Origin of the sequence: Bdellovibrio sp. 22V (genome assembly GCF_030169785.1) — a bacterium.
Classification (GTDB): domain Bacteria; phylum Bdellovibrionota; class Bdellovibrionia; order Bdellovibrionales; family Bdellovibrionaceae; genus Bdellovibrio.
The window spans coordinates 1,080,849-1,099,140 of record NZ_CP125854.1; the positions used below are offsets into that span (position 1 = coordinate 1,080,849).

General features: G+C 47.1%; 15 protein-coding genes. 6 read left to right on the forward strand and 9 right to left on the reverse strand.

The window, feature by feature from the left end; genetic code table 11:
• Positions 1 to 7: 7 nt before the first annotated feature.
• From QJS83_RS05265 to QJS83_RS05275, 3 genes are all read left to right on the forward strand, one after another.
• Positions 8 to 1,039: a DNA-directed RNA polymerase subunit alpha gene (locus tag QJS83_RS05265; protein ID WP_284608080.1), complete on the forward strand. Its 1,032-nt coding sequence runs from the start codon at positions 8 to 10 to the stop codon at positions 1,037 to 1,039.
• Between the two features lie 179 nt (positions 1,040 to 1,218).
• Entirely contained in the window at positions 1,219 to 1,752 is a 534-nt protein-coding gene (rplQ, locus tag QJS83_RS05270; RefSeq protein WP_284608081.1) for a 50S ribosomal protein L17, read from the forward strand.
• Between the two features lie 205 nt (positions 1,753 to 1,957).
• Entirely contained in the window at positions 1,958 to 2,524 is a 567-nt protein-coding gene (locus tag QJS83_RS05275) for a TlpA family protein disulfide reductase (protein ID WP_284608083.1), read from the forward strand.
• A gap of 21 nt (positions 2,525 to 2,545) precedes the next feature.
• On the opposite strand, the gene QJS83_RS05280 is transcribed toward QJS83_RS05275, so the two are convergent.
• From QJS83_RS05280 to QJS83_RS05290, 3 genes are all read right to left on the reverse strand, one after another.
• Positions 2,546 to 3,625: a hypothetical protein gene (locus QJS83_RS05280; protein WP_284608084.1), complete on the reverse strand. Its 1,080-nt coding sequence runs from the start codon at positions 3,623 to 3,625 to the stop codon at positions 2,546 to 2,548.
• A gap of 178 nt (positions 3,626 to 3,803) precedes the next feature.
• Positions 3,804 to 5,750 carry a TIGR03545 family protein gene (locus QJS83_RS05285; RefSeq protein WP_284608085.1) on the reverse strand — a complete coding sequence of 649 codons (1,947 nt, stop codon included), beginning with the start codon at positions 5,748 to 5,750 and terminating at the stop codon, positions 3,804 to 3,806.
• Between the two features lie 11 nt (positions 5,751 to 5,761).
• Positions 5,762 to 6,286 carry a TIGR03546 family protein gene (locus tag QJS83_RS05290; protein ID WP_284608086.1) on the reverse strand — a complete coding sequence of 175 codons (525 nt, stop codon included), beginning with the start codon at positions 6,284 to 6,286 and terminating at the stop codon, positions 5,762 to 5,764.
• A gap of 119 nt (positions 6,287 to 6,405) precedes the next feature.
• On the opposite strand from QJS83_RS05290, the gene QJS83_RS05295 reads away from it, so the two are divergent.
• Entirely contained in the window at positions 6,406 to 7,380 is a 975-nt protein-coding gene (locus tag QJS83_RS05295; protein WP_284608087.1) for a D-glycero-alpha-D-manno-heptose-1,7-bisphosphate 7-phosphatase, read from the forward strand.
• 11 nt (positions 7,381 to 7,391) lie between these two features.
• Here QJS83_RS05295 and QJS83_RS05300 read toward each other — a convergent pair whose 3' ends face one another.
• From QJS83_RS05300 to QJS83_RS05310, 3 genes are read right to left on the reverse strand one after another with little or no spacing between them, the layout of a single operon-like run.
• On the reverse strand, positions 7,392 to 8,387 hold the full coding sequence (locus QJS83_RS05300) for a lysylphosphatidylglycerol synthase transmembrane domain-containing protein (RefSeq protein ID WP_284608088.1): 996 nt from the start codon (positions 8,385 to 8,387) through the stop codon (positions 7,392 to 7,394).
• Between the two features lie 36 nt (positions 8,388 to 8,423).
• Entirely contained in the window at positions 8,424 to 9,275 is an 852-nt protein-coding gene (kdsA, locus tag QJS83_RS05305) for a 3-deoxy-8-phosphooctulonate synthase (RefSeq protein WP_284608089.1), read from the reverse strand.
• Positions 9,275 to 10,378 carry a DegT/DnrJ/EryC1/StrS family aminotransferase gene (locus QJS83_RS05310; RefSeq protein WP_350159282.1) on the reverse strand — a complete coding sequence of 368 codons (1,104 nt, stop codon included), beginning with the start codon at positions 10,376 to 10,378 and terminating at the stop codon, positions 9,275 to 9,277. The genes kdsA and QJS83_RS05310 overlap by 1 nt, the downstream gene beginning before the upstream one ends.
• Positions 10,379 to 10,627: 249 nt before the next feature.
• Here QJS83_RS05310 and QJS83_RS05315 point away from each other — a divergent pair, with 249 nt between their 5' ends.
• The gene (locus QJS83_RS05315; RefSeq protein ID WP_284608091.1) at positions 10,628 to 12,004 is read left to right on the forward strand and encodes a mannose-1-phosphate guanylyltransferase/mannose-6-phosphate isomerase; all 1,377 of its coding nucleotides are present in this window, start codon (positions 10,628 to 10,630) and stop codon (positions 12,002 to 12,004) included.
• 34 nt (positions 12,005 to 12,038) lie between these two features.
• Here QJS83_RS05315 and QJS83_RS05320 read toward each other — a convergent pair whose 3' ends face one another.
• From QJS83_RS05320 to QJS83_RS05330, 3 genes are all read right to left on the reverse strand, one after another.
• A complete protein-coding gene (locus QJS83_RS05320; protein WP_284608092.1) occupies positions 12,039 to 12,830 on the reverse strand; it encodes a murein L,D-transpeptidase catalytic domain family protein in 792 nt (263 codons plus the stop codon).
• Between the two features lie 161 nt (positions 12,831 to 12,991).
• Entirely contained in the window at positions 12,992 to 15,550 is a 2,559-nt protein-coding gene (locus tag QJS83_RS05325; protein ID WP_284608093.1) for an ATP-binding protein, read from the reverse strand.
• A gap of 158 nt (positions 15,551 to 15,708) precedes the next feature.
• Positions 15,709 to 17,259, reverse strand: coding sequence for an acyl-CoA dehydrogenase family protein (locus QJS83_RS05330; RefSeq protein WP_284608094.1), 1,551 nt, complete (start codon positions 17,257 to 17,259; stop codon positions 15,709 to 15,711).
• A 127-nt stretch (positions 17,260 to 17,386) separates the two neighbouring features.
• Between QJS83_RS05330 and QJS83_RS05335 the strand changes: the two genes are divergently transcribed.
• Positions 17,387 to 18,280 (forward strand): S1 family peptidase, encoded by an 894-nt coding sequence (locus QJS83_RS05335; protein ID WP_284608095.1) that lies wholly within the window; start codon positions 17,387 to 17,389, stop codon positions 18,278 to 18,280.
• The last annotated feature ends 12 nt before the right edge of the window (positions 18,281 to 18,292 follow it).

The window sequence follows — 18,292 nt, forward strand, 5'->3', positions numbered from 1 at the left end:
GGGAAGCATGCAAGAGCACTATTATAAATTCTGGAGAGAGATGATCAAACCAAAGGGATTTGAGGTTGATCGTGATACTCTCCGTGAGGACTACGCTAAATTCATTATCCGTCCCCTCGAAAGAGGTTTTGGGGTTACTCTTGGTAACTCCCTAAGAAGAATTCTTCTTAGCTCAATGATGGGTTCTGCAATTACAGCTGTTAAGTTTGAAGGCGTATTGCACGAGTTCACTACGATCCCTGACGTTCTTGAAGATGTCACTGACATCATCTTGAACCTCAAAGAAGTTCGTTTCAAACAGTACACTTCTGACTCTGTTACTTTGAAGATCTCTAAAAAAGGTCCAGGTAAAGTAACAGCTGCAGACATCCAAACTACAGATAAGATCGAGGTTTTGAACCCAGATCACCATATTGCTACTTTGGGTGCGAATGCAAATTTCAATGCGGAAATCCTTGTGACGTTCGGTCGCGGATACGTTCCTGTTGAAAACAGAGAAACTGATCTTCCTGTTGGCTTTATCGGCGTTGACGCTCTTTACAGCCCTATCAGAAAGGTAAACTACAATGTTTCAAATGCACGCGTTGGTCAAAGAACTGACTACGATGCTTTGACTTTGGAAGTTTGGACTGACGGTTCATTGAAGCCGGAAGAAGCGGTTGCGCTTTCATCTAAAATCATGAAAGAACAACTTCAAATCTTCCTTACTTTCGATGAAAGCATGGAACCTGCTGAAGAATCTCGCGAAATTGGATCTCCTTCATTGAATGAGAACCTATTCCGTTCTGTTGATGATCTTGAGCTTTCTGTTCGTTCTGCGAACTGCTTGAAGAACGCTAACATCCGCTACATCGGTGAGTTGGTTGTTCGTTCTGAAGCGGAAATGCTTAAAACTAAAAACTTCGGACGTAAGTCTTTGAACGAGATCAAAGAGATCTTGGGCGAAATGGGACTTAGCCTTGGTATGAAGATCGAAGGCTGGCCACCAGCTGGTTGGGATCCAAGTCAACCTCCTCAAAAGAGAGAGACTCCACAGTAAGATTTTAAAGGGTGTTCTGCTTAGGTAGGACACCCATCGTTTTTTTAAGAATGACCAATGATGGTGTTCTGGACAAGTGACCCTTGCGGGGGTTGCGGGGCAGGGAGCCCTTAAAAGTGACCCTCGGGTCCTCTCGTGCTGATGCCTAATACGGTCAGTACGTTTTAACGGAGAATAAAATGAGTTCACACAGAAGAAGAGTAAAACATTTCGATCGTAAATCTGGCCCAAGAAAAGCTTTGTTGAGAGGTCTTGTAACTTCTCTTGTTGAGCATGGCCGTATCACTACAACTGTTGACCGTGCTAAAGAAGTACGTCGTCACATTGAAAAAGCAATCACTCTTGGTAAAAAAGGTGACTTGGCAACAACTCGTTTGTTGATGTCTCGCTACCCAAATAAAGAAGCTGTTGCGACTATCATGAAGGACCTTGCTCCTCGCTTTAAGACACGTCCTGGTGGTTACACTCGTATCATCAAGATTGGTCGTCGTCCTGGTGACACTGCTGAGATGGCATTCCTTGAGTTCGTAGACTACGATTTCGAAGCTAAAGGTGCAGCTGCTGAAGCAAAAGAAGCTAAAGCAAAAGCAGAACCTAAAGCGGCTAAAGCAACTGCTACAAAAGCAAAAAAAGCTTCTACTAAGCTTGTTGCTGCTAAGAAAAAGTCTGTTAAGAAAACTCAAAAGAAAGCAAGAGCAGCAGCTCGCGCTTAATTTGAAAAAATCAAATAGCACTTTCGAAAAAGGCTCTGGAAACAGAGCCTTTTTTTATTTCGAAGGTAGCGCTCAAAAATAGCAGCCAAAATTTAGCGTCGGTTTCTGATCCCAAAAACCTTGAATTCAAATGGTTGCATTCTTTTGTGCGTCTTGCGCTCGGACGGTCGTTCTAATAGAGTTTTGTCGGTAAGGAGTCACTTCTATGAGCCAACATCTTAAAGCCTTTATTGTCGTTGTTATTCTTGCTGTGGCAGGGGTGTGGGGTTACACGCATTTCTTCGGCAGCAAAGAGGGTAAGGCTCCTTCGGCGTATTCAGCGCTGGAAGTTATGGAAAAAGAAGGGGTGCCGAACTTTGAAACCAAGGATCTTAACGGGACGTCGTTTGATCTTAAAAGCTATCAAGGCAAAGTGGTTATCCTCAATTTTTGGGCTTCGTGGTGCGCACCTTGTATTGAGGAAGTGCCGTCGCTGATCAAGCTTGTGAAAGAGTTTAAAGGCGATGTGCAGTTGATCGCGGTTTCAGGAGATAGCAACCGGGAAGACATCGAAGTCTTCATGAAGTCATTCCCAGAGCTGAAAGATACTAATATCAAAATCGTGTGGGATGAGGACCGTGCCCTGATGAAGCAGTACCAGGTTTCTCGCCTTCCGGAGTCTTTGGTGATCAATCCCGAGCAAAAGTTAGCGAAGAAACTGGTTGGCTCTATTGATTGGTATAATCAAGACTCGATCGCTTATATCAAAACTCTCTTCAGCAAACCTCAGTAGGAGTTTCTGCGGCACGAGTATCTAATCCAGACACTCGTACATAAGGTCGATCTCTGTGCCCTCAATCAGTGCATAAGAGAATTTCAGGATCTTGCCGTCGAGTTTAAGTCCCGAGACATCCAAGCCGCCGATGCGAACCTTCAAAGTTTTCGGCTTCGGCGTGCACTCTAAATTCAAGTGCGACAAAGAGTTCACGATCTTATCCTTAAAGGTGTTCAAATTCGCGCTATAATCGGCGTCACAAATACTTCCGACGCCTCCGTCAGTCAGCCTAGAGGCCTCGGCGTAAACGTTTCCTGCGTGGCTTGGCGACGTTGCCTGGTCTTGTTCGGCTTCGCAGTTTTTATCGCCGGGTTTAACGATGATAGAGCTGAATGTAAAACGAACGTCGTCACCGAAACTCGACTTGGCTTGGGCCAAAAGATTTTGCGGAAGATCATCGGTCTCAAGCGGCTGATAAGCTCCCGATGCATCGTTGGGTTTTACGTTTTTAGGGTCACCGCCAACAGAGCGTTCGTCTTCATCGGAAATCACGATCACGGAAACCGCAGCGCCTGGGCGATAGCATGAATGAGATACGGAATCGCGGAAACTGTTATGAGCCGCTTTGATTCCGCGCTCGTCACCCGAGTTCGTTCCGCCGATCGTTGTGTTTTCGATCGTCGATGTGAATACAGTATTGAGATCCGGCGTTCCTTTTTTTAACAAGTATGCAGGAGTGCCCGTTGTTGGTACGTAGTTATTCCAGCTTAACGGAGTGCCATAGGCAAGAGAGCCATTCGCAGAATAACCGCGTGTCGTGGTCAAACACATTTGCCAATCAATATTGCTCGCATCCAAAGAGGTCACAAAAGTCGACATGCGGGCCGCAAGTTTTTTCAACTCGGGCAGCATCGAGTTCGAGTCATCCAAGACTAAAAGAAAATCCACCTGCTTATTCCCATACGCGACAACTTCGGTCTTCGAAATCGTTTTCGAAGTATCCACTGTCGATGCTTGTTCCTCGGGAACAGGGGCGAAGTTCATCTTTGCGCAGGCCGTGCTTAGAGTAATCACAACACAGCTCAAAACTAATTTGGATGTTAGAGTCGAAGCTTTCATACACACCTCATCGTCAGGCTAGCACGAAAACATTTGCGAAAAAAAGAGGCAGGAGTTAAAAATGAGGGAAAATAACTTAGTAAATTCGGTAAGTTAGATATTCTGTCGAAGCTCTTTACAGGTCCTGTAGAGAGCTTCGACATTCACAGAAAAACTAATTAGACAGAAAAAATAGGAATTAAAGACCGAATCTTTTCTTCAACTCGTCGACAGCTTTCTGTCCTTCTTTCTCGAGTTGTTTGCGCCCTTGATTTTCGGCGTCTTTCTTGGCTTGCTCAACGCGCGACTCGACTTGTTTCTTCTGATTATCAAGTTCACTTTGAGCTTTCTTCACTTGAGAGTCGAATTCGCCACGCAATTGATTTATTTGCGCATCAATTTGCGCTTTCTGTTTTCCAATTTCTTGGTTTACGGCGGCTTCGATGTTTTTGCGAGCTTCGTTGATTTTAGCCTGGATTTGTTTTTCAAATCCTTTTTGCAGTTCCGGTCCCAAGTTCGAGTTGATCGACAACGGAATATCCGGGAACACGCCTTGGCCCTGCACGTTCAGGGTCACAACGGGGATGCCGGCAAAGACGGCTTTCAGGATTTGATCGGCGATCTCATTCTTGGAAGTGATAAGATAATCAACTTTCGAGAATTTATTCTCCATGCCCAGGATAATATTTTTAAGACCGATGACTTTGCCTTCAATGCCCATGCTGCCGATGGCTTTATTAAACGCGATTTGCACGTCTGGTGTCTGCAAAAGCTCTTTCCCCAAAATAGAATAAGAGTCGACCTTAAAGCGGTAGTCAATTTCGCTTTCCGCTTTCGTGTTGTCGAGAGAAAGACGAAGCAAGAATCCGAAGATCTCTTTGCCAGGGAAGTCACCAGACAAAGAAGCGACCGTGGGCTTTCCGGTCAAAGCTTGGTTTGTGGTGATATCCGTGATCTCGCCTTTGATGTCGCCCGCGTCAGGAGACGATCCGGCCTGAGAGCTTACGGCTGTCCGCTTGATCCAGACGAGTGGATAAGAATTCGGTCTGCCAAATTCGTAGCTGATTCCTTCTTCGCGCGGATGCGGTTGAATAGGGACCTCGTCCTTTTCGCCTTTCTTTTTAAGATTTGGCGGGATGTATTTATCCGCCATTTCTTTGTAGCGATAGAACTTGGATTTGTAAGGCGCAAGGTAGCGGTTGAATACCGCCATCGTCATTGCTTTCGCATCCAACTGTGGAATACGGAAGTGCTGTTCGAGCGTTTTAACATCTGTCTTAATCTGGGTCTCGATTTGTTTGTACTGGGATTCGACCGCTTTTAAATCTTTACCAAGATCGTCGCCAGTGCTTTGCACTTGCTTGTACATGGCGTCGCCTTCTTTGTAGATGCGATCCAACTCCTGAATGGACGTCTGCAGCTCTTGTGGTGATTTAAAGTCTTTGTATTTCACTTTGTTCAAGCGATCATTCAAAGCGCGAATATCTTTTTCTTGCGGCAAGGTTTTAAGACGCGCATCCCAGGCTTGCTGTTTGCCTTTCAGATCGGCATCGAATTTTTCGAGCATCGCTTTGGACGGCAAAGACTCTTTCAGTTTTTCCAATTGTACGTTGGCATCAGAACCGCCGAGCATTGCAATGACGTCTCCAAGGACGTTATCGCCGGCTTGTCCTTGCGCTTCTTCCAGGGCGCGTTTCTTCAAAACTTCAGTAGCGCCGGGTTTTCCATCGTCAGCCTCGGGAGGTTTTACTTTGCCCGGGCGTTTTCTTTTAACGCCGAATTCGATTTGTTCGACAGCCGCTTCATTCACGACGACTTTCGCGCGCAAAAGAGCGTCCCAAAGCATAGAAAACCGAATGTCGCCGATTTTGATCGAGTCATGCGTCGGCTTCTCTGCATCCGTCACTTCGATGCCTTGTACGCGCAAGCTGGCTTTGAAAAAGCTGGTTTCGAGATTCGCGATGTTCACTTCGGCTCCAACAGCTTTGTAGCCCGCCCATTCGAGAGCACGACGAAGATGTCCGTCGAAGAAGAAATGAAAGTACGCCACAATTAAAAGCACGATGATCGTAGCGGGAATGATCGCTTCCCAGCGAATAGGACCTTTGGATTTTTTCTTTTGCTGATCTTGAGGTTGTGTTGCCATTGTTTTTTGTCCTATCCGTACAGCTCGTCGTATTTAAGATACCAGTTGTAAAACTTTGTCGCGGCGAAGGCTTTCCAGAACTTCGTGTTTTTGAAGCGCGCCACGACGGTCGCTCTGTACTTGATGATCAAAGCTTTGAAGCCAAAAAATGCAAATGGGAGCAAAAGAATGGAAACAATCATCGAACCCATCACGATGCTATTGTTGAATCTTGTCATCGGCACAAAAGGCATGTTGTACATCGCCGTGAAAAGCGGGCGCAGACCTTCGGTTTCCAAGACAGCTTTGCCAAGATGGTGCGCGGGAGTGTCGAAGAGGAACGCGACGAACTTAAAGAAAAATGCGGAAACAAAAGCGGCGCCAATTTGCACTCTGAACACAAAGATGATCAAGAACACAATGAATGTTTGAATCGAAAGAAAGGGCGCGAATCCCAAAATCAATCCCAGAGACATACCGGCCGCCAACTGCGTGGTGCCTGTATCTGAATTCAGGAGTTTTAGGAAGTTGAAAATCTGCTTCAGTAAGAGAGTCATTTTTTGGTTCCTCCGTTGCTGATTTTAATAAGCATAAATGCAAGGCGGCAAGTAGAAAGCCGAGGACAGGGGAGGGGTCTTGTCGTAAAATGTGGGGACATTTTCAGGAGATTGCAAAGATGATGCGTTGGGAAAATCTTATCCTTGATACGGTTCAAATCGGCGGAAGTCTGGTTTTCCTTGCCGAGAAAGCTCCATCGCAACAGCGCGAATGGTTTAAGCCGTTGCAAAGTCATTTTGCGCACGAAATTCCATTTGTTCTTCGTCGCACCGACGATCTCTTAACGGAAAAATTTAAAACGCGTCCGGAGGATCTTGTTATTGTTTTCTCGGAACAAAAAGAGGTGCTTAAAAAACTCAATCACGTTTTGCAGGGGCAAAGAGTTTTAGTTACCGAGCATGAAGGGGAGAAAAACCCTTACGTGGATTTTGCCTGGAACTGCGATGAAGAAGTGTGGACTCATGCATTGCAGAGTTTGCGTGCAAACTGGGACCGTCTGCAGGCTCCGGTGGATTTTGCCAAAAGTGGCGAGTCACCTTGTCTTTTTCTCGATCGTGATGATGTCATCGTGAAGAACGTGCCTTACAATAAAGATCCCGATGCAGTTCAGTTGATGCCGGGGATTGAAGAATTGATCAACCGCGCCCATGCTGCCGGTTACTGGGTGGCTTTAGTCACCAATCAATCTGGTTTAGGACGTGGCTGGATTTCGTGGCACGACTATCAACTTGTCCATCAACAAATGATGCGTCTTCTGGCGCAAAAAGGTTGCTGGATCGACGAGTGTGTTTGGTCACCGTTTATTGATCAAGAGGGCGTTCCGCAAGGCCGTTTTCTGGCAGGGCTTCGCAAGCCTCGTGCGGGCATGTTTCAAATGGTGCATGCAAAGCTGAAGGTCAATATGAGCAAGTCCGCGATGGTGGGAGATAGTGCTTCCGATTTAATGGCTGCTTTTTCTGCGGGAGTAAAAGATCTTTATCTTTTTAACTCTGAAAAAGTGGAAAAAGAAAAGCAGGAGCTTTATCGTTTTCAAACGGAAAACCCGCAGTTTTCTTACAATCTCATTCTTGATTTCAAGGAAGTGGAGATCTAGAGACTCCGCTTTCAAGGCTGGTCGATAAGATCCGCTGTTTCCACACGGTCTTTGCGGCGCAAATAGAAGAAAGCGCCAAGCAAACTCGTAATAAATGTGGCAACTTGATAAGCCGTGATTGTTGTCGGGCCGAGCTCGCTTGTTGTTCCCGTATACAAGTTAAAAAGAAAATAGAAAGCCGCTTGGCCCACGCCAACACCTGCTGGCGAAACGGGAATGGCCGTCGCCATAAAGCCCAAAGGTGCCACGAGGAAATAGGTCTTTGCGGGAACATCCGTAAAGCCCGCCATAGACCCCGCAAGATAGAGGAATACAATGGCGCAAGCCTGCGAGATCAAGCTGAGGAAAATCACAAGAATAAAGCGCTTACCATCGCGGCCATAAAGGTGCATGCTTTCGTAAAGTTTTAAAAACTTTTCCGAGAGAGGCAGTTTCGCGATGATTTTTTTCAGAACGCCTTTGTCATAAATTTTCTGTGAAAAAACCAAGGAAAGAGAAATCACAAAAGCCGCGAAAAGACCGGAGATGAAATAAAACAACGTCAACAAAGCCGGCGTTTGCACGATGTGGTTGAAATCGTAAGTCATTACGAGGAGTGCTAGAAGCACCATCGCAAATAAGCCCAATACGCGATCCATAAGAACGCTTGTCACGGCAATGACTTTGCTGCCGGGATTGTCGCGTGTGAAGTAGTAAGCTTTGATAACATCTCCGCCGACTCCGCCGGGCATGGCGAAGTTAAAGAAGCTGCCGATCAAACTGAGTTTAAAAACCGAGAAGGGACTGGCGGCTACATCTTGCGAGCGGATAAGAATACGCCAACGTTCGCTGGCAAAGAAAAGATTGATAAGCACAAGACCTAAAGCCACTGCGGCCGCTGTCGGCGTCAGCAAGTTCTTTAAAGCTGCAAAATTAATTTTTCCTGATTGGACCAGCCAGTAAATGATGCCTGCAGAAAACAGGATCTTGAAAGACTGAACCAGGAGCTTTTTCGTGTGCTTTACCATGGTTCAGTCTTACTTGAAATATCAACAGAACTCTACTTAGAAATGAGTCGTCCAGATTTTTTTAAGATTTGTAAGAACGGTCTCCAAATTATCCAAACGCAGAGAAGTTGGTCCGTCACAAAGAGCTTTTTCTGGATTTGGATGTGTCTCAAGGAAGATGCCATCCACGCCGACAGCCATCGCGGCGCGAGCCAAAGGCCATACCATGTCGCCACGGCCGCCGCTGCTTTCTCCGGTAGCTCCAGGAAGCTGTGTGGAGTGCGTGCAGTCCATGATCACCGGGTAACCCAAGCGACGCATTTCAACCAAGCCGGTCATGTCGTTGATAAGACGATTGTAACCGAAAGTCGTTCCGCGCTCGCAAAGAAGAATCTTATCGTTGCCAGCATTCACGGCTTTTTGGGCGATAGCTTTCATATCCCAAGGAGCCAAGAATTGACCCTTTTTGATATGAATAACTTTGCCTGTTTTTGCGGTCTCAACAAGAAGGTCCGTTTGGCGAGAGAGAAACGCCGGAATTTGCAAAACGTCTGCGACTTCGGCCGTCTCTTTCACTTGAATTGTTTCGTGCACGTCTGTCAAAAGAGCGCAGCCCAATTCGCCTTTGATTTTTTCCAAGCTCTTAAGAGCGGAGTTTACACCCGGTCCGCGGAAGCTTGAAGCGCTTTGGCGGTTGGCTTTATCGAAAGAGCATTTCAAAATCCAAGGAATACCCAACGCGCGAGTGATGCGTTGGATTTCTTTTCCTGTCTCAAGCACCATGCCTTCGTCTTCGATAATGTCAGGACCGGCAAATAACACGAAGTTTTTGCCGTCACCCCAAGTGATTGTTTCGTGAGCTGTCTTTAAGACAACTGGTTTTTTTAAAGGACCAAATCCTGTGTTCATTAGAACGCCCCTTTAACTGCGGCGATAATTTTATCTTGAGTTGCATCGTCCATATCTGGGTACATTGGCAAGCTGATCACATGCTCTGCCGCCCAACGCGCTACTGGAAGCTCTTGTTGCGGATCTGCCGTGTGCTCTTTGTACCAAGGTTGATCCGGCATGATGCGAGGGTAGTGAATTGAAGTTGGAACTCCAGCATCGGACATTTTCTTTTGGAAGCCCGCGCGGTCTTTCACAGTCAATGTGTATTGCGCCCAAGCTGAGTTGTTGCCAGCAGCTACGAATGGAGTTGAGAAACCATCCGCCTTGATCGATGAGAATGCGTCGTTATAGCGATCTGCTACGCGCTGACGTTGTGCCAATTCCCAATCATATCTTTCCATTTTCGCAAGAAGAACCGCGCACTGGATTGTATCCAAGCGGCCGTTGATGCCCAAGCGTGTGTGGTAGTAACGAGATTCAGAGCCGTGCTCGCGAATTTCTTTGATGATCTTCGCCATGTTGTCATCGTTTGTGAAGATCGCGCCGCCATCACCGTAACAACCCAAAGGTTTCGCCGGGAAGAAGCTTGTGCCAGTTGCTGTTGTCATGCTGCCGCTGCGGTGACCGTGATATTTTGCACCGAAGCTTTGTGCGGCGTCTTCAATAACCGCCAAGCCGTGTTTTTTTGCGATCGCATTGATCGCATTCATGTCTGGCATTTGGCCGTAAAGAGAAACGGGCATGATCGCTTTTGTACGAGGAGTGATCGCCGCTTCGATTTTAGTGACATCGATATTGAAAGTTTTCGGATCGATATCCACGTAAACAGGTTTCGCGCCGGCAAGGACGATTGTTTCCGCAGTTGCGATGAAAGAGAAAGCTGTCGTGATCACTTCGTGACCTTGACCGATACCCAATGCCATCAAAGGAACCCACAAGGCGTCCGTTCCGTTTGCGATTGTCAGACAGTGTTTAACTCCTACGTACTTTGCGAGTGTTTGTTCAAGTTCAACAACTTCAGGGCCATTCACGTAAGCGCCGTGCTCAAGAACTTTATGAATGCGAGAATCGATAGACGTTTTTAAAGCCTTGTACTGCGACTTCAAATCGATGAAAGGAATGGACATTGATACCTCCGAAAATAGTGTTTTTTAAACAGGAAAAGTATCACTCTCTTCGAGCGAAAAGTCCATTGCACACAGGGATTTAGGGCTTTGGGTCGAGAGCTTTTTGGCCAGTGTGGCGGGGAAGCTACGCTCTCGTGTTTACAAAAGGCCTCAGTTTTTTGACGAAATGAGCCATTATGTGACTATAATTACTCACTTAGCCGGTTCGTGATATAGATTATGAACTCAGCTCGGAGGTACGTTTTGATTCCAGTTATACTCTCAGGCGGCAGCGGCACGCGCCTTTGGCCTGTTTCGCGCCAGCACATGCCGAAACAGTTTTGCAGCATTTTCGGCCAGCCTCTTCAGACTTTGACGTTACAAAGATGTTTGCAAATGGGCACGCCGTGGATCGTAACCTCGAAAGCTTTGCAGACGTTGACGGAACTGAATCTCAAAGAAAATAAAGCGTCGCAAGTCCAAGTGGTGTACGAGCCTATCGGAAAAAATACGGCGCCTGCGATTGCCGCTCTTTGCAAACTTTTGCAAATGAAAGGTTTGGGGGAAGAGATCGTCGGGATATTTCCTTCGGATCATCTTATCACAAAAGAACAAGCTTTTTTGAAAGTCGTGGATTTTGCGCAAAAGGTCGCTGCTGATAACAAAGTGGTGACTTTGGGAATCACGCCTTCCTATCCAGAAACAGGATACGGTTACATTCAAACACGTGCGGTGAGTTTCAAAGAAGAAGGTCCTTTGAAGGCTTATTCCGTCGTGAAGTTTCATGAAAAGCCGGACTTGCAGAAAGCGAAAGAATTTATCGCGCAAGAAAGCTTTAGTTGGAACGCGGGGATTTTTGTTTTCAAAGTTTCACACATGATCAGTCTTTTTGAAAAACATCAGCCGGCACTCTGGAAAGAGATCGCGGGATTGAAAGAAGACGCTTCGAATTTGGAAACTGTTTACGGCAAAGTGCAGGGGATCTCGATTGACTACGCGATCATGGAAAAACTGAACGGTGACGAACTTACGTGCGTGCCGGCAGAGTTCGGATGGAGCGACGTAGGTTCCTGGGATGCCGTCGCGTCTTTGCAAGAGGGCCAAGAAGTTCTGAATGTGAAAGGTCAGGATAATTTCGTCTTTGGTGATGCAGGAAAAAACTATTCCATGATCGGCATGGAAGACGTGATCGTCGTTGATACCAAAGACGCCATGATGTTGGTTAAAAAAGGTCATTCCCAGGACGTGCGCTATGTCGTGGAAGCATTGACTCAGCAAAAGTCTTCCTTAGTGAAAGACCATGTTTTTGAATACCGTCCGTGGGGTTACTTCGAGATTTTAAAAGACACGGAAAATTTCAAATCCAAAGTGATTCGCGTGAATCCGCACTCACAGATTTCGTATCAATCCCATGCGAAAAGAGAAGAGCATTGGACGATCACGAAAGGTGCCGGCGAAGTTGTTTTGAATGATGAAGTGATTCCAGTAAAAGCGGGGAGCCATATTCACATTCCTCTGGGAGCGAAACATCGTATCCGCAATAACACCAACGAGATGTTGGAATTTGTCGAGGTGCAGTTAGGAACGTACTTCGGTGAAGATGATATCGTGAGATATCAGGACGACTACGCGAGGAAATAAAAAAAGGGATCTTACGATCCCTTTTTTCTTTAACTTATTTTTCATTTTTACGGATGGACTCTTCTTCACCCGGTAAGTCGATGTCTTCATCGTCATTCTCCGGTTGAACTTCTTGCAGCGTCGGGCTCTTTACAGCCTTACCGATCAAATCTTTATGGTAGGCGTAGATCACGCCGCCTTCTTTGAAGTTTGTGAGCATCTTATTGATAATTCCAGGAGCCACGGCAGGGCAGCCCCAGCTACGACCAAGACGGCCTGTCTCTTTCACGTAGTCTTCAGAAACGTAGTTGGCGGCATGAACGACAATGTCACGCTCTGCTGCTTTATTGTTGGAAGCTTCCAAGCCATGAAGGTTCAACGAAGCTCCGTGGCCGCCGTAATAAACCGTCCCGCCTACGTACAGACCTAATGAAGACATCTTCGAGCCGTCAACATTCGAGAATTTCGCGGCAATACGAACGCCCGAACCTTTTCCGTGGGCTACGAAGTGTTTTGAAACAGCACCCGTTTTTAAATTAATAACATAAAGACGGCGCTCGCTGGAAGGAAGAGAGAAATCGATGATGGCAATGGCATCATTTTTAATAGTGAGGTCTCGCTCATCCATATATGTCTTTGTTTTTTCGCGAATCTTTGCGGGCACACGAATCGTCTTGCCGCCATTCACGTCGAGGAATTCAAAGGTACGCTGGAGGGCTAACTCAGGAACACCTTGTTTTAAGACGATATCGTAAAGGCGTTGGTCTTTGATTTTGACGTCATAAAGGCTGCTGGCAAAGCTCTGAATGCTGAATAACGTGATGATCATGAAGCTCAAGATTTTCATTTCTAACCCTCTTCCAAAATTCTTAAACAATTCCTGAATAACGGAGACTTCCCATACAAGCCTTATGCCATCGGCAAGGGAGCCTCTTCAGAACTTAATTTCGAGATGAATTCCCGGAATCTGGTGGGGAGTGACAGGGAAGGACTCCCTGTTTAAAAGTTTTACATCGTTATTTCGGGTTGCGGGGGCGCATTGCCTTTGGCCAATTCACTGACCGTCTTGATGAGGGTGGAGCTATCGACGGGTTTCGCGACGTGAAGATTAAATCCTTCGCGGAGGGCGCGCCCTTGGTCTTCGTCATGAGCATAAGCGGTGAGCGCGATCGCCAAGGTGTTTCCGCCATGGTCTGCGGGCAACTGCCGAACCATGCGAATCAAATCGTAACCGTCTTGTTCGGGCATACCTATATCACTGATAAGAACGTGCGGTTTTATATTCACAATTTTTTTCAAAGCTTCAGAGGCGGACATAGCCGTGTTGACCTCAGCCCCCGCGCGCGAAAGAACTTTTGCGAGAAGATTGAGCGCATCAGGCTGATCTTCGACGACAAGCAGACGCAGACCCTGCAAAATCAATTCAGGCTTGCGGTTTTCAGTAAAATCAAACGGCAGATTGCTTTGCAGACGGACCGCGTGAACGGGAAGAATCACGGAAAAAACCGAGCCTTTGCCTTTCCCGGCGCTGTGGGCTTGGATGGTTCCGCCATGCAGCTCTACGATGTTTTTGCAAAGGGCAAGGCCTAATCCCAAACCGCCAAAGCGGCGGGTGGTGGTGGCGTCCTCTTGGCGGAATCTTTCAAAGACATAGGGCACAAAACTGGGGTCAATTCCAATACCGGAGTCTGAAACTGTGATCTTGACTTGCGATTCTATCACGCTCGTTTCGATTTCGATGTGACCGTATTGGGGAGTGAATTTAATCGCGTTCGAAATCAGATTCCACATCACTTGTTGTAAGCGCCCGAAGTCACCCGCCACGGTCGCCGCCACGGGGTCGATAGTTGTCGTGATGCGGATCTTCTTTGCCTCCGCCGCATGACGAAGGGACTCCGTGGCCGCTTTGATCACAGAAGGGATATCGACGTCATCCACCGTCAGTTTGAATTTCCCAGTCACGATGCGCGAAATATCCAAAATATCGTTCACGATCTGCGACTGCGCTTTGGCATTACGGTAAATGGTTTCATAGTATTGCGGCAGCTCATCTTCAGGAATGTCTTCGTTCGAAAGCATTTCACTGTAACCGATGATAACGTTAAGAGGTGTGCGCAGCTCATGTGAAATGGTCGCAAGAAATTCATCCTTCAGGCGGTTCGCCGTTTGCGCCTGCTCATAGAGAACTTTTTTTTCTTCAATTTCTTTGGTGAGCTGATCGTTCGCTAACGCTAAATCCAAGGTTCTTTGTTCAACTTTCTTTTCTAAGTTGCGGTAAAGCACGGCGAGCTCTTCTTCCGCCAGACGACGGCGCATGAAAAGTCCCATTTTCTTTCCCGTATCTTCTAAGGTTTCGATAATTTGTCGGTCGGGAGAAAGCTGCTCTTGGCTATAAAACATCATCACGCCAAAAACCTTCCCGCCTTCATAGATGGGACTGGCGACACAGGTTTTGAGGCCGGCCCGACGAACCAGATCGGCGCGTTGATACTTAGGCTCTTTGGCGATATCCGAAAACCAACAAGCTTCGAGAGAACTCAATAGTTTTTTGCAGAAAAGATCGTCGTCGGGAATGACTTTTTGTTGCGAGCTTTCATGAAGCTCGGCGTACTTTGGCTCATTCGGTGGCCAAAATCCCTTGCACTCAAAAAGTCCTTTATGCACCAGCCACAGCTCCGCGACGGCGAAGTCCAGCCCCGTGCAAAGCGATTGCAAGGCCAGTGGAATGACCTCTTCCAGAGTATTCACCTCTGTCATAATTCGCGTCACGTCGAAATGCGTGGTTTGAATGCGTTCAATTTTTTTCTTTTCAGATATATCGTGCAGGAAAGAACCAAAAAAATAGAGATCGCCTTGCTTGAAAGGATAGATCGTCAATTCCACTGGAATCTCACGCCCTTCTTTGGTGAGCCCCATGATCTCAAAACGTTTATTGAGGACGGGACCCTCGCCCGTATTGAGAAAGCGCGATAAACCGCGGTTGTGAGCTTCACGAAAACGCTCCGGAATAATTGTCGACGTCAAGTGCCGGGAAAGAGCTTCACTCCGTTTCCATCCGAACATCACCTCGGCCTGAGGATTCCACTCTTGAATGATACTGTGCGAGTCGATCACGATTAAAGCGTCGTGCGCGGAGGAAACGATGGCGCGGAATCTTTCTTCACTTTCGCGTAAGGCGTGTTCTGAGCGGGCGAGCTCTGCCAGTTGTTCCCGCAGAGGTTTGTCCGTGCGCTGTTTGAGAATGATGATCAGGACGCCAATCATCGGAAGCGCCAAGGACCACACCAAAAGACGCAAGCCAATGTTTTGAGGGGCGTACAGAGCATTGTCAGGCGTGAGCGAACCGTAAATCAAGTACAGCCAGGCGCAGACAACAGCGAACGCCGTCAGAAAAATACGACCAAAGAAACCGGAAAGAACCACAGCTAGAATAAGAATTGTTGTTGGCGGAATTTTCCATGCTGTTGTTTGGGTAAATTCCAAGGCAGCCACAAGAGCCAAGATAAGAAAACATCCTAAGATGTTTTTCGCAGTGTTGTTTGTGGAATTTGACGTCTTTGACTTCATTCAGTTTCCAGTCCGACAAGGTCCATACACGGTTTCTATTGTAAAGACTGCCGTTCCTTTGTCATAAACAAACAAGGAAAGTGAACTTATACATACTTTTATTTGCAGGTCTGTGTGGTTTCACAAAAAAACCGCGCGGGGAGCGCGGTTTTTTGAAGTTACATTTTGTATTCGTAGAGCAAACCTTCCGTCATCAAGTCAGCGACGGAGAAAGCCAATTGCCGGGCATGGGTCTCCCATTCCTCGGGAGTGCCCTTCGACAAGATACCGATCCATTTTTGCAAGGCGGTCCATTTGTCGACAAAAGAAGATGCGGAGTCTTTCATCGCGGAACAGTTTTTAAAATGCTCCATGACAATCGGCAAAGCCTGTTCTTTTTCGAAGGCACGCAACATATCTAAAGAAAGAACGTTGGTCGTTCCTTCCCAAATAGAAAAGACCTGCGCATCACGCAACAAGCGCGGCAAACCGGTATCTTCGATATACCCGGCGCCACCGAACATCTCCACAACTTCGCTGGAAATATGAATGGATTTTTTAGCGGTGTACAATTTCAGAATCGGCGTTAGCGCACGCAGAAGCACGCGTTCGGAAGCGGAAATCTCTCCCACTTCTTCTTTGCCTAAGAGATGCGCGACAAAAAAACTAAAAATAAAACAGCGACGGAAATCTTCTTCCAACGCAAGCAATGTGCCGCGGTGAAGAGGATGATCGATCAAAAGTTTTCCGAAGGCTTTTCTTTTGCGAGAGTAGTCCTGTATCAGATCCAAAGCGCGGCGCATGTGTCCTACGGCGCACATCGAATTATAGATACGCGTGATATTTAAAACGCTGGCAATTTTTTTAATGCCGTCGCCTTCGCCTCCGACCAGACGTGCAGGTGTTCCTTGCAAACTGAGCTCGGCCGTGGGAAGAGCTTTTGTTCCCAATTTGTCTTTAAGACGGTGAATTTGAATATTGTTGAGCTGTTGCTGATCGTTACGAAGTTCCAGGTAAAAGAGGCTTAAACCCTTGGATCCCGTGGGGGCGCCGTCGGGGCGGGCGAGGGTCAAAGCCATCTGCGAAGTTGTCGCAGATGTGAACCACTTCGTTCCGTGTAGCGAGTGTGTTGCTCCAAAAGCGCTCGTACCAGAGAAGGCATGTGCATCCGTCGACGTGCCGCTGACGTCAGAACCACCGGTCCTTTCCGTCATCCATTGGCCTGCCGTCCAAAATATTTTCGCGTCTTTCGACAACAAATGCGGAAGCGCTCGCTCTTTCAAATCCATGCTGCCGTAAAGTTCAAGAGCGCGAGCCGCTCCATCCGTCATCGCTAGGGGACAAGAAAAAATCGCCGAGCTAGGAGAATAAAGATAAAGCAAAGCCATTTGATAGATGCGTGACAGAGGACCAAAGCGTCGGTCGTAAGCTGTCGCTACGATGCCCTCCTCGGCGGCCGCTTTTTCTAGCTGTTTCCAGCCGTTGGAGGTTTTGATGTCATCGATACGTCGGCCCCAAGGATCAAAAGGAACGTGCTGAGGCGGTTGGGCTTCAGCCTCTTGTGACCATTCAAGCATGTCGGTCGCGGCTCTGTGGCCTAGGTGATCGAGGTGAGGAAGTGCGGTTCTCTGAACGTCCTCGGGGAGAATCTTTTTAAGAAACTTCTGCAAGGTCTCGTCAGAACGGAATGTGTTCGTGAGGCGGGGTCCCTCTTGATAAAAGTTTTTCATAGTGAGTAGTTTAGGCTTTCAGAGGAGAACGGACAAGAATATGTCATCCGCCTCGCCTTTTTTAAGAAAATTGTTGCTGTTTTGTAAGCCTCTCATTATAAGAGCCCCCTTCCTGAAGGAGAGAGAAGTGTCCCGTATTGTATTTGCATTAAGCCTTATTGCTTTGGTGTCCTGTACACCTAAAAACAACAACGATATGAACGGATCCGTAGGTTCAGCCATTATGGGCGGGACTTTGGTGAAGGAAAATTCCACTTTAGCGTCAGGAATCGTAGGTATTTTCGATACGCAAGACAATGCGATCTGCACAGGTTCTATTATCGGCGAGAACATCGTTTTGACGGCCGCTCACTGCGTGACGACAAAACCTTCCAAACTTAAAGTCATTTTCGGCAATGATATTGATGCCGCGATGGCCACACGCGAGCCCGATGTCTTGCAAGAATACGTTCGCCGGGTTGTCGATGTGAAGGTTCATGAGGACTACAATCCTGCAGAGCACGAGACTAAAGAGACTGATTACGCGGATATCGCTTTGATTAAGTTCCAGGGCGCTTTGCCACAAGGCTATAAACCCGTATCGATTCTACCGGACGACAGCGTTCTCCGTCGTGGTGTGCTGGTTACTTTGGCGGGATATGGCGTTTCTGATATTTACACAGAGCCCGTAGATCCTAAGAAAGTAAAAAATCTTGATGAAGCTTTAGAGTACGGCGAAGTCATGTGCGATGAGAATCTTCGCAATTGTCTTAAAGTTGAAATGTCAGGCGACGGCGTTTTGCGCGAGACAAAAGCTCCGGTTTCATCTTTGCAAGAAACGGAAGTTCGCTTGGATGAATCCAAGGGACATGGAACTTGTTCGGGAGATTCCGGCGGCCCTGCTTACATTGAAAAGAACGGCCAGTATTATCTTTTCGGAATCACAAGTCGCGGCAGTCAGCTTTGTGACAGTGTCGGCGTTTACACGAACGCGGTTTACTACCGTACGTGGATTGCTGAAACAATTCTTAAGATGAAATAGTTTGTAAACACA

Excerpts from the sequence above, each read along its gene's own strand:
- QJS83_RS05300 (WP_284608088.1), bottom strand. The coding sequence starts at position 8,387 with ATGGTAAAGCACACGAAAAAGCTCCTGGTTCAGTCTTTCAAGATCCTG.
- kdsA (WP_284608089.1), bottom strand. The coding sequence starts at position 9,275 with ATGAACACAGGATTTGGTCCTTTAAAAAAACCAGTTGTCTTAAAGACA.
- QJS83_RS05325 (WP_284608093.1), bottom strand. The coding sequence starts at position 15,550 with ATGAAGTCAAAGACGTCAAATTCCACAAACAACACTGCGAAAAACATC.
- QJS83_RS05290 (WP_284608086.1), bottom strand. The coding sequence starts at position 6,286 with ATGACTCTCTTACTGAAGCAGATTTTCAACTTCCTAAAACTCCTGAAT.
- QJS83_RS05275 (WP_284608083.1), top strand. The coding sequence starts at position 1,958 with ATGAGCCAACATCTTAAAGCCTTTATTGTCGTTGTTATTCTTGCTGTG.
- QJS83_RS05330 (WP_284608094.1), bottom strand. The coding sequence starts at position 17,259 with ATGAAAAACTTTTATCAAGAGGGACCCCGCCTCACGAACACATTCCGT.
- QJS83_RS05265 (WP_284608080.1), top strand. The coding sequence starts at position 8 with ATGCAAGAGCACTATTATAAATTCTGGAGAGAGATGATCAAACCAAAG.
- rplQ (WP_284608081.1), top strand. The coding sequence starts at position 1,219 with ATGAGTTCACACAGAAGAAGAGTAAAACATTTCGATCGTAAATCTGGC.
- QJS83_RS05280 (WP_284608084.1), bottom strand. The coding sequence starts at position 3,625 with ATGAAAGCTTCGACTCTAACATCCAAATTAGTTTTGAGCTGTGTTGTG.
- QJS83_RS05295 (WP_284608087.1), top strand. The coding sequence starts at position 6,406 with ATGATGCGTTGGGAAAATCTTATCCTTGATACGGTTCAAATCGGCGGA.
- QJS83_RS05320 (WP_284608092.1), bottom strand. The coding sequence starts at position 12,830 with ATGAAAATCTTGAGCTTCATGATCATCACGTTATTCAGCATTCAGAGC.
- QJS83_RS05285 (WP_284608085.1), bottom strand. The coding sequence starts at position 5,750 with ATGGCAACACAACCTCAAGATCAGCAAAAGAAAAAATCCAAAGGTCCT.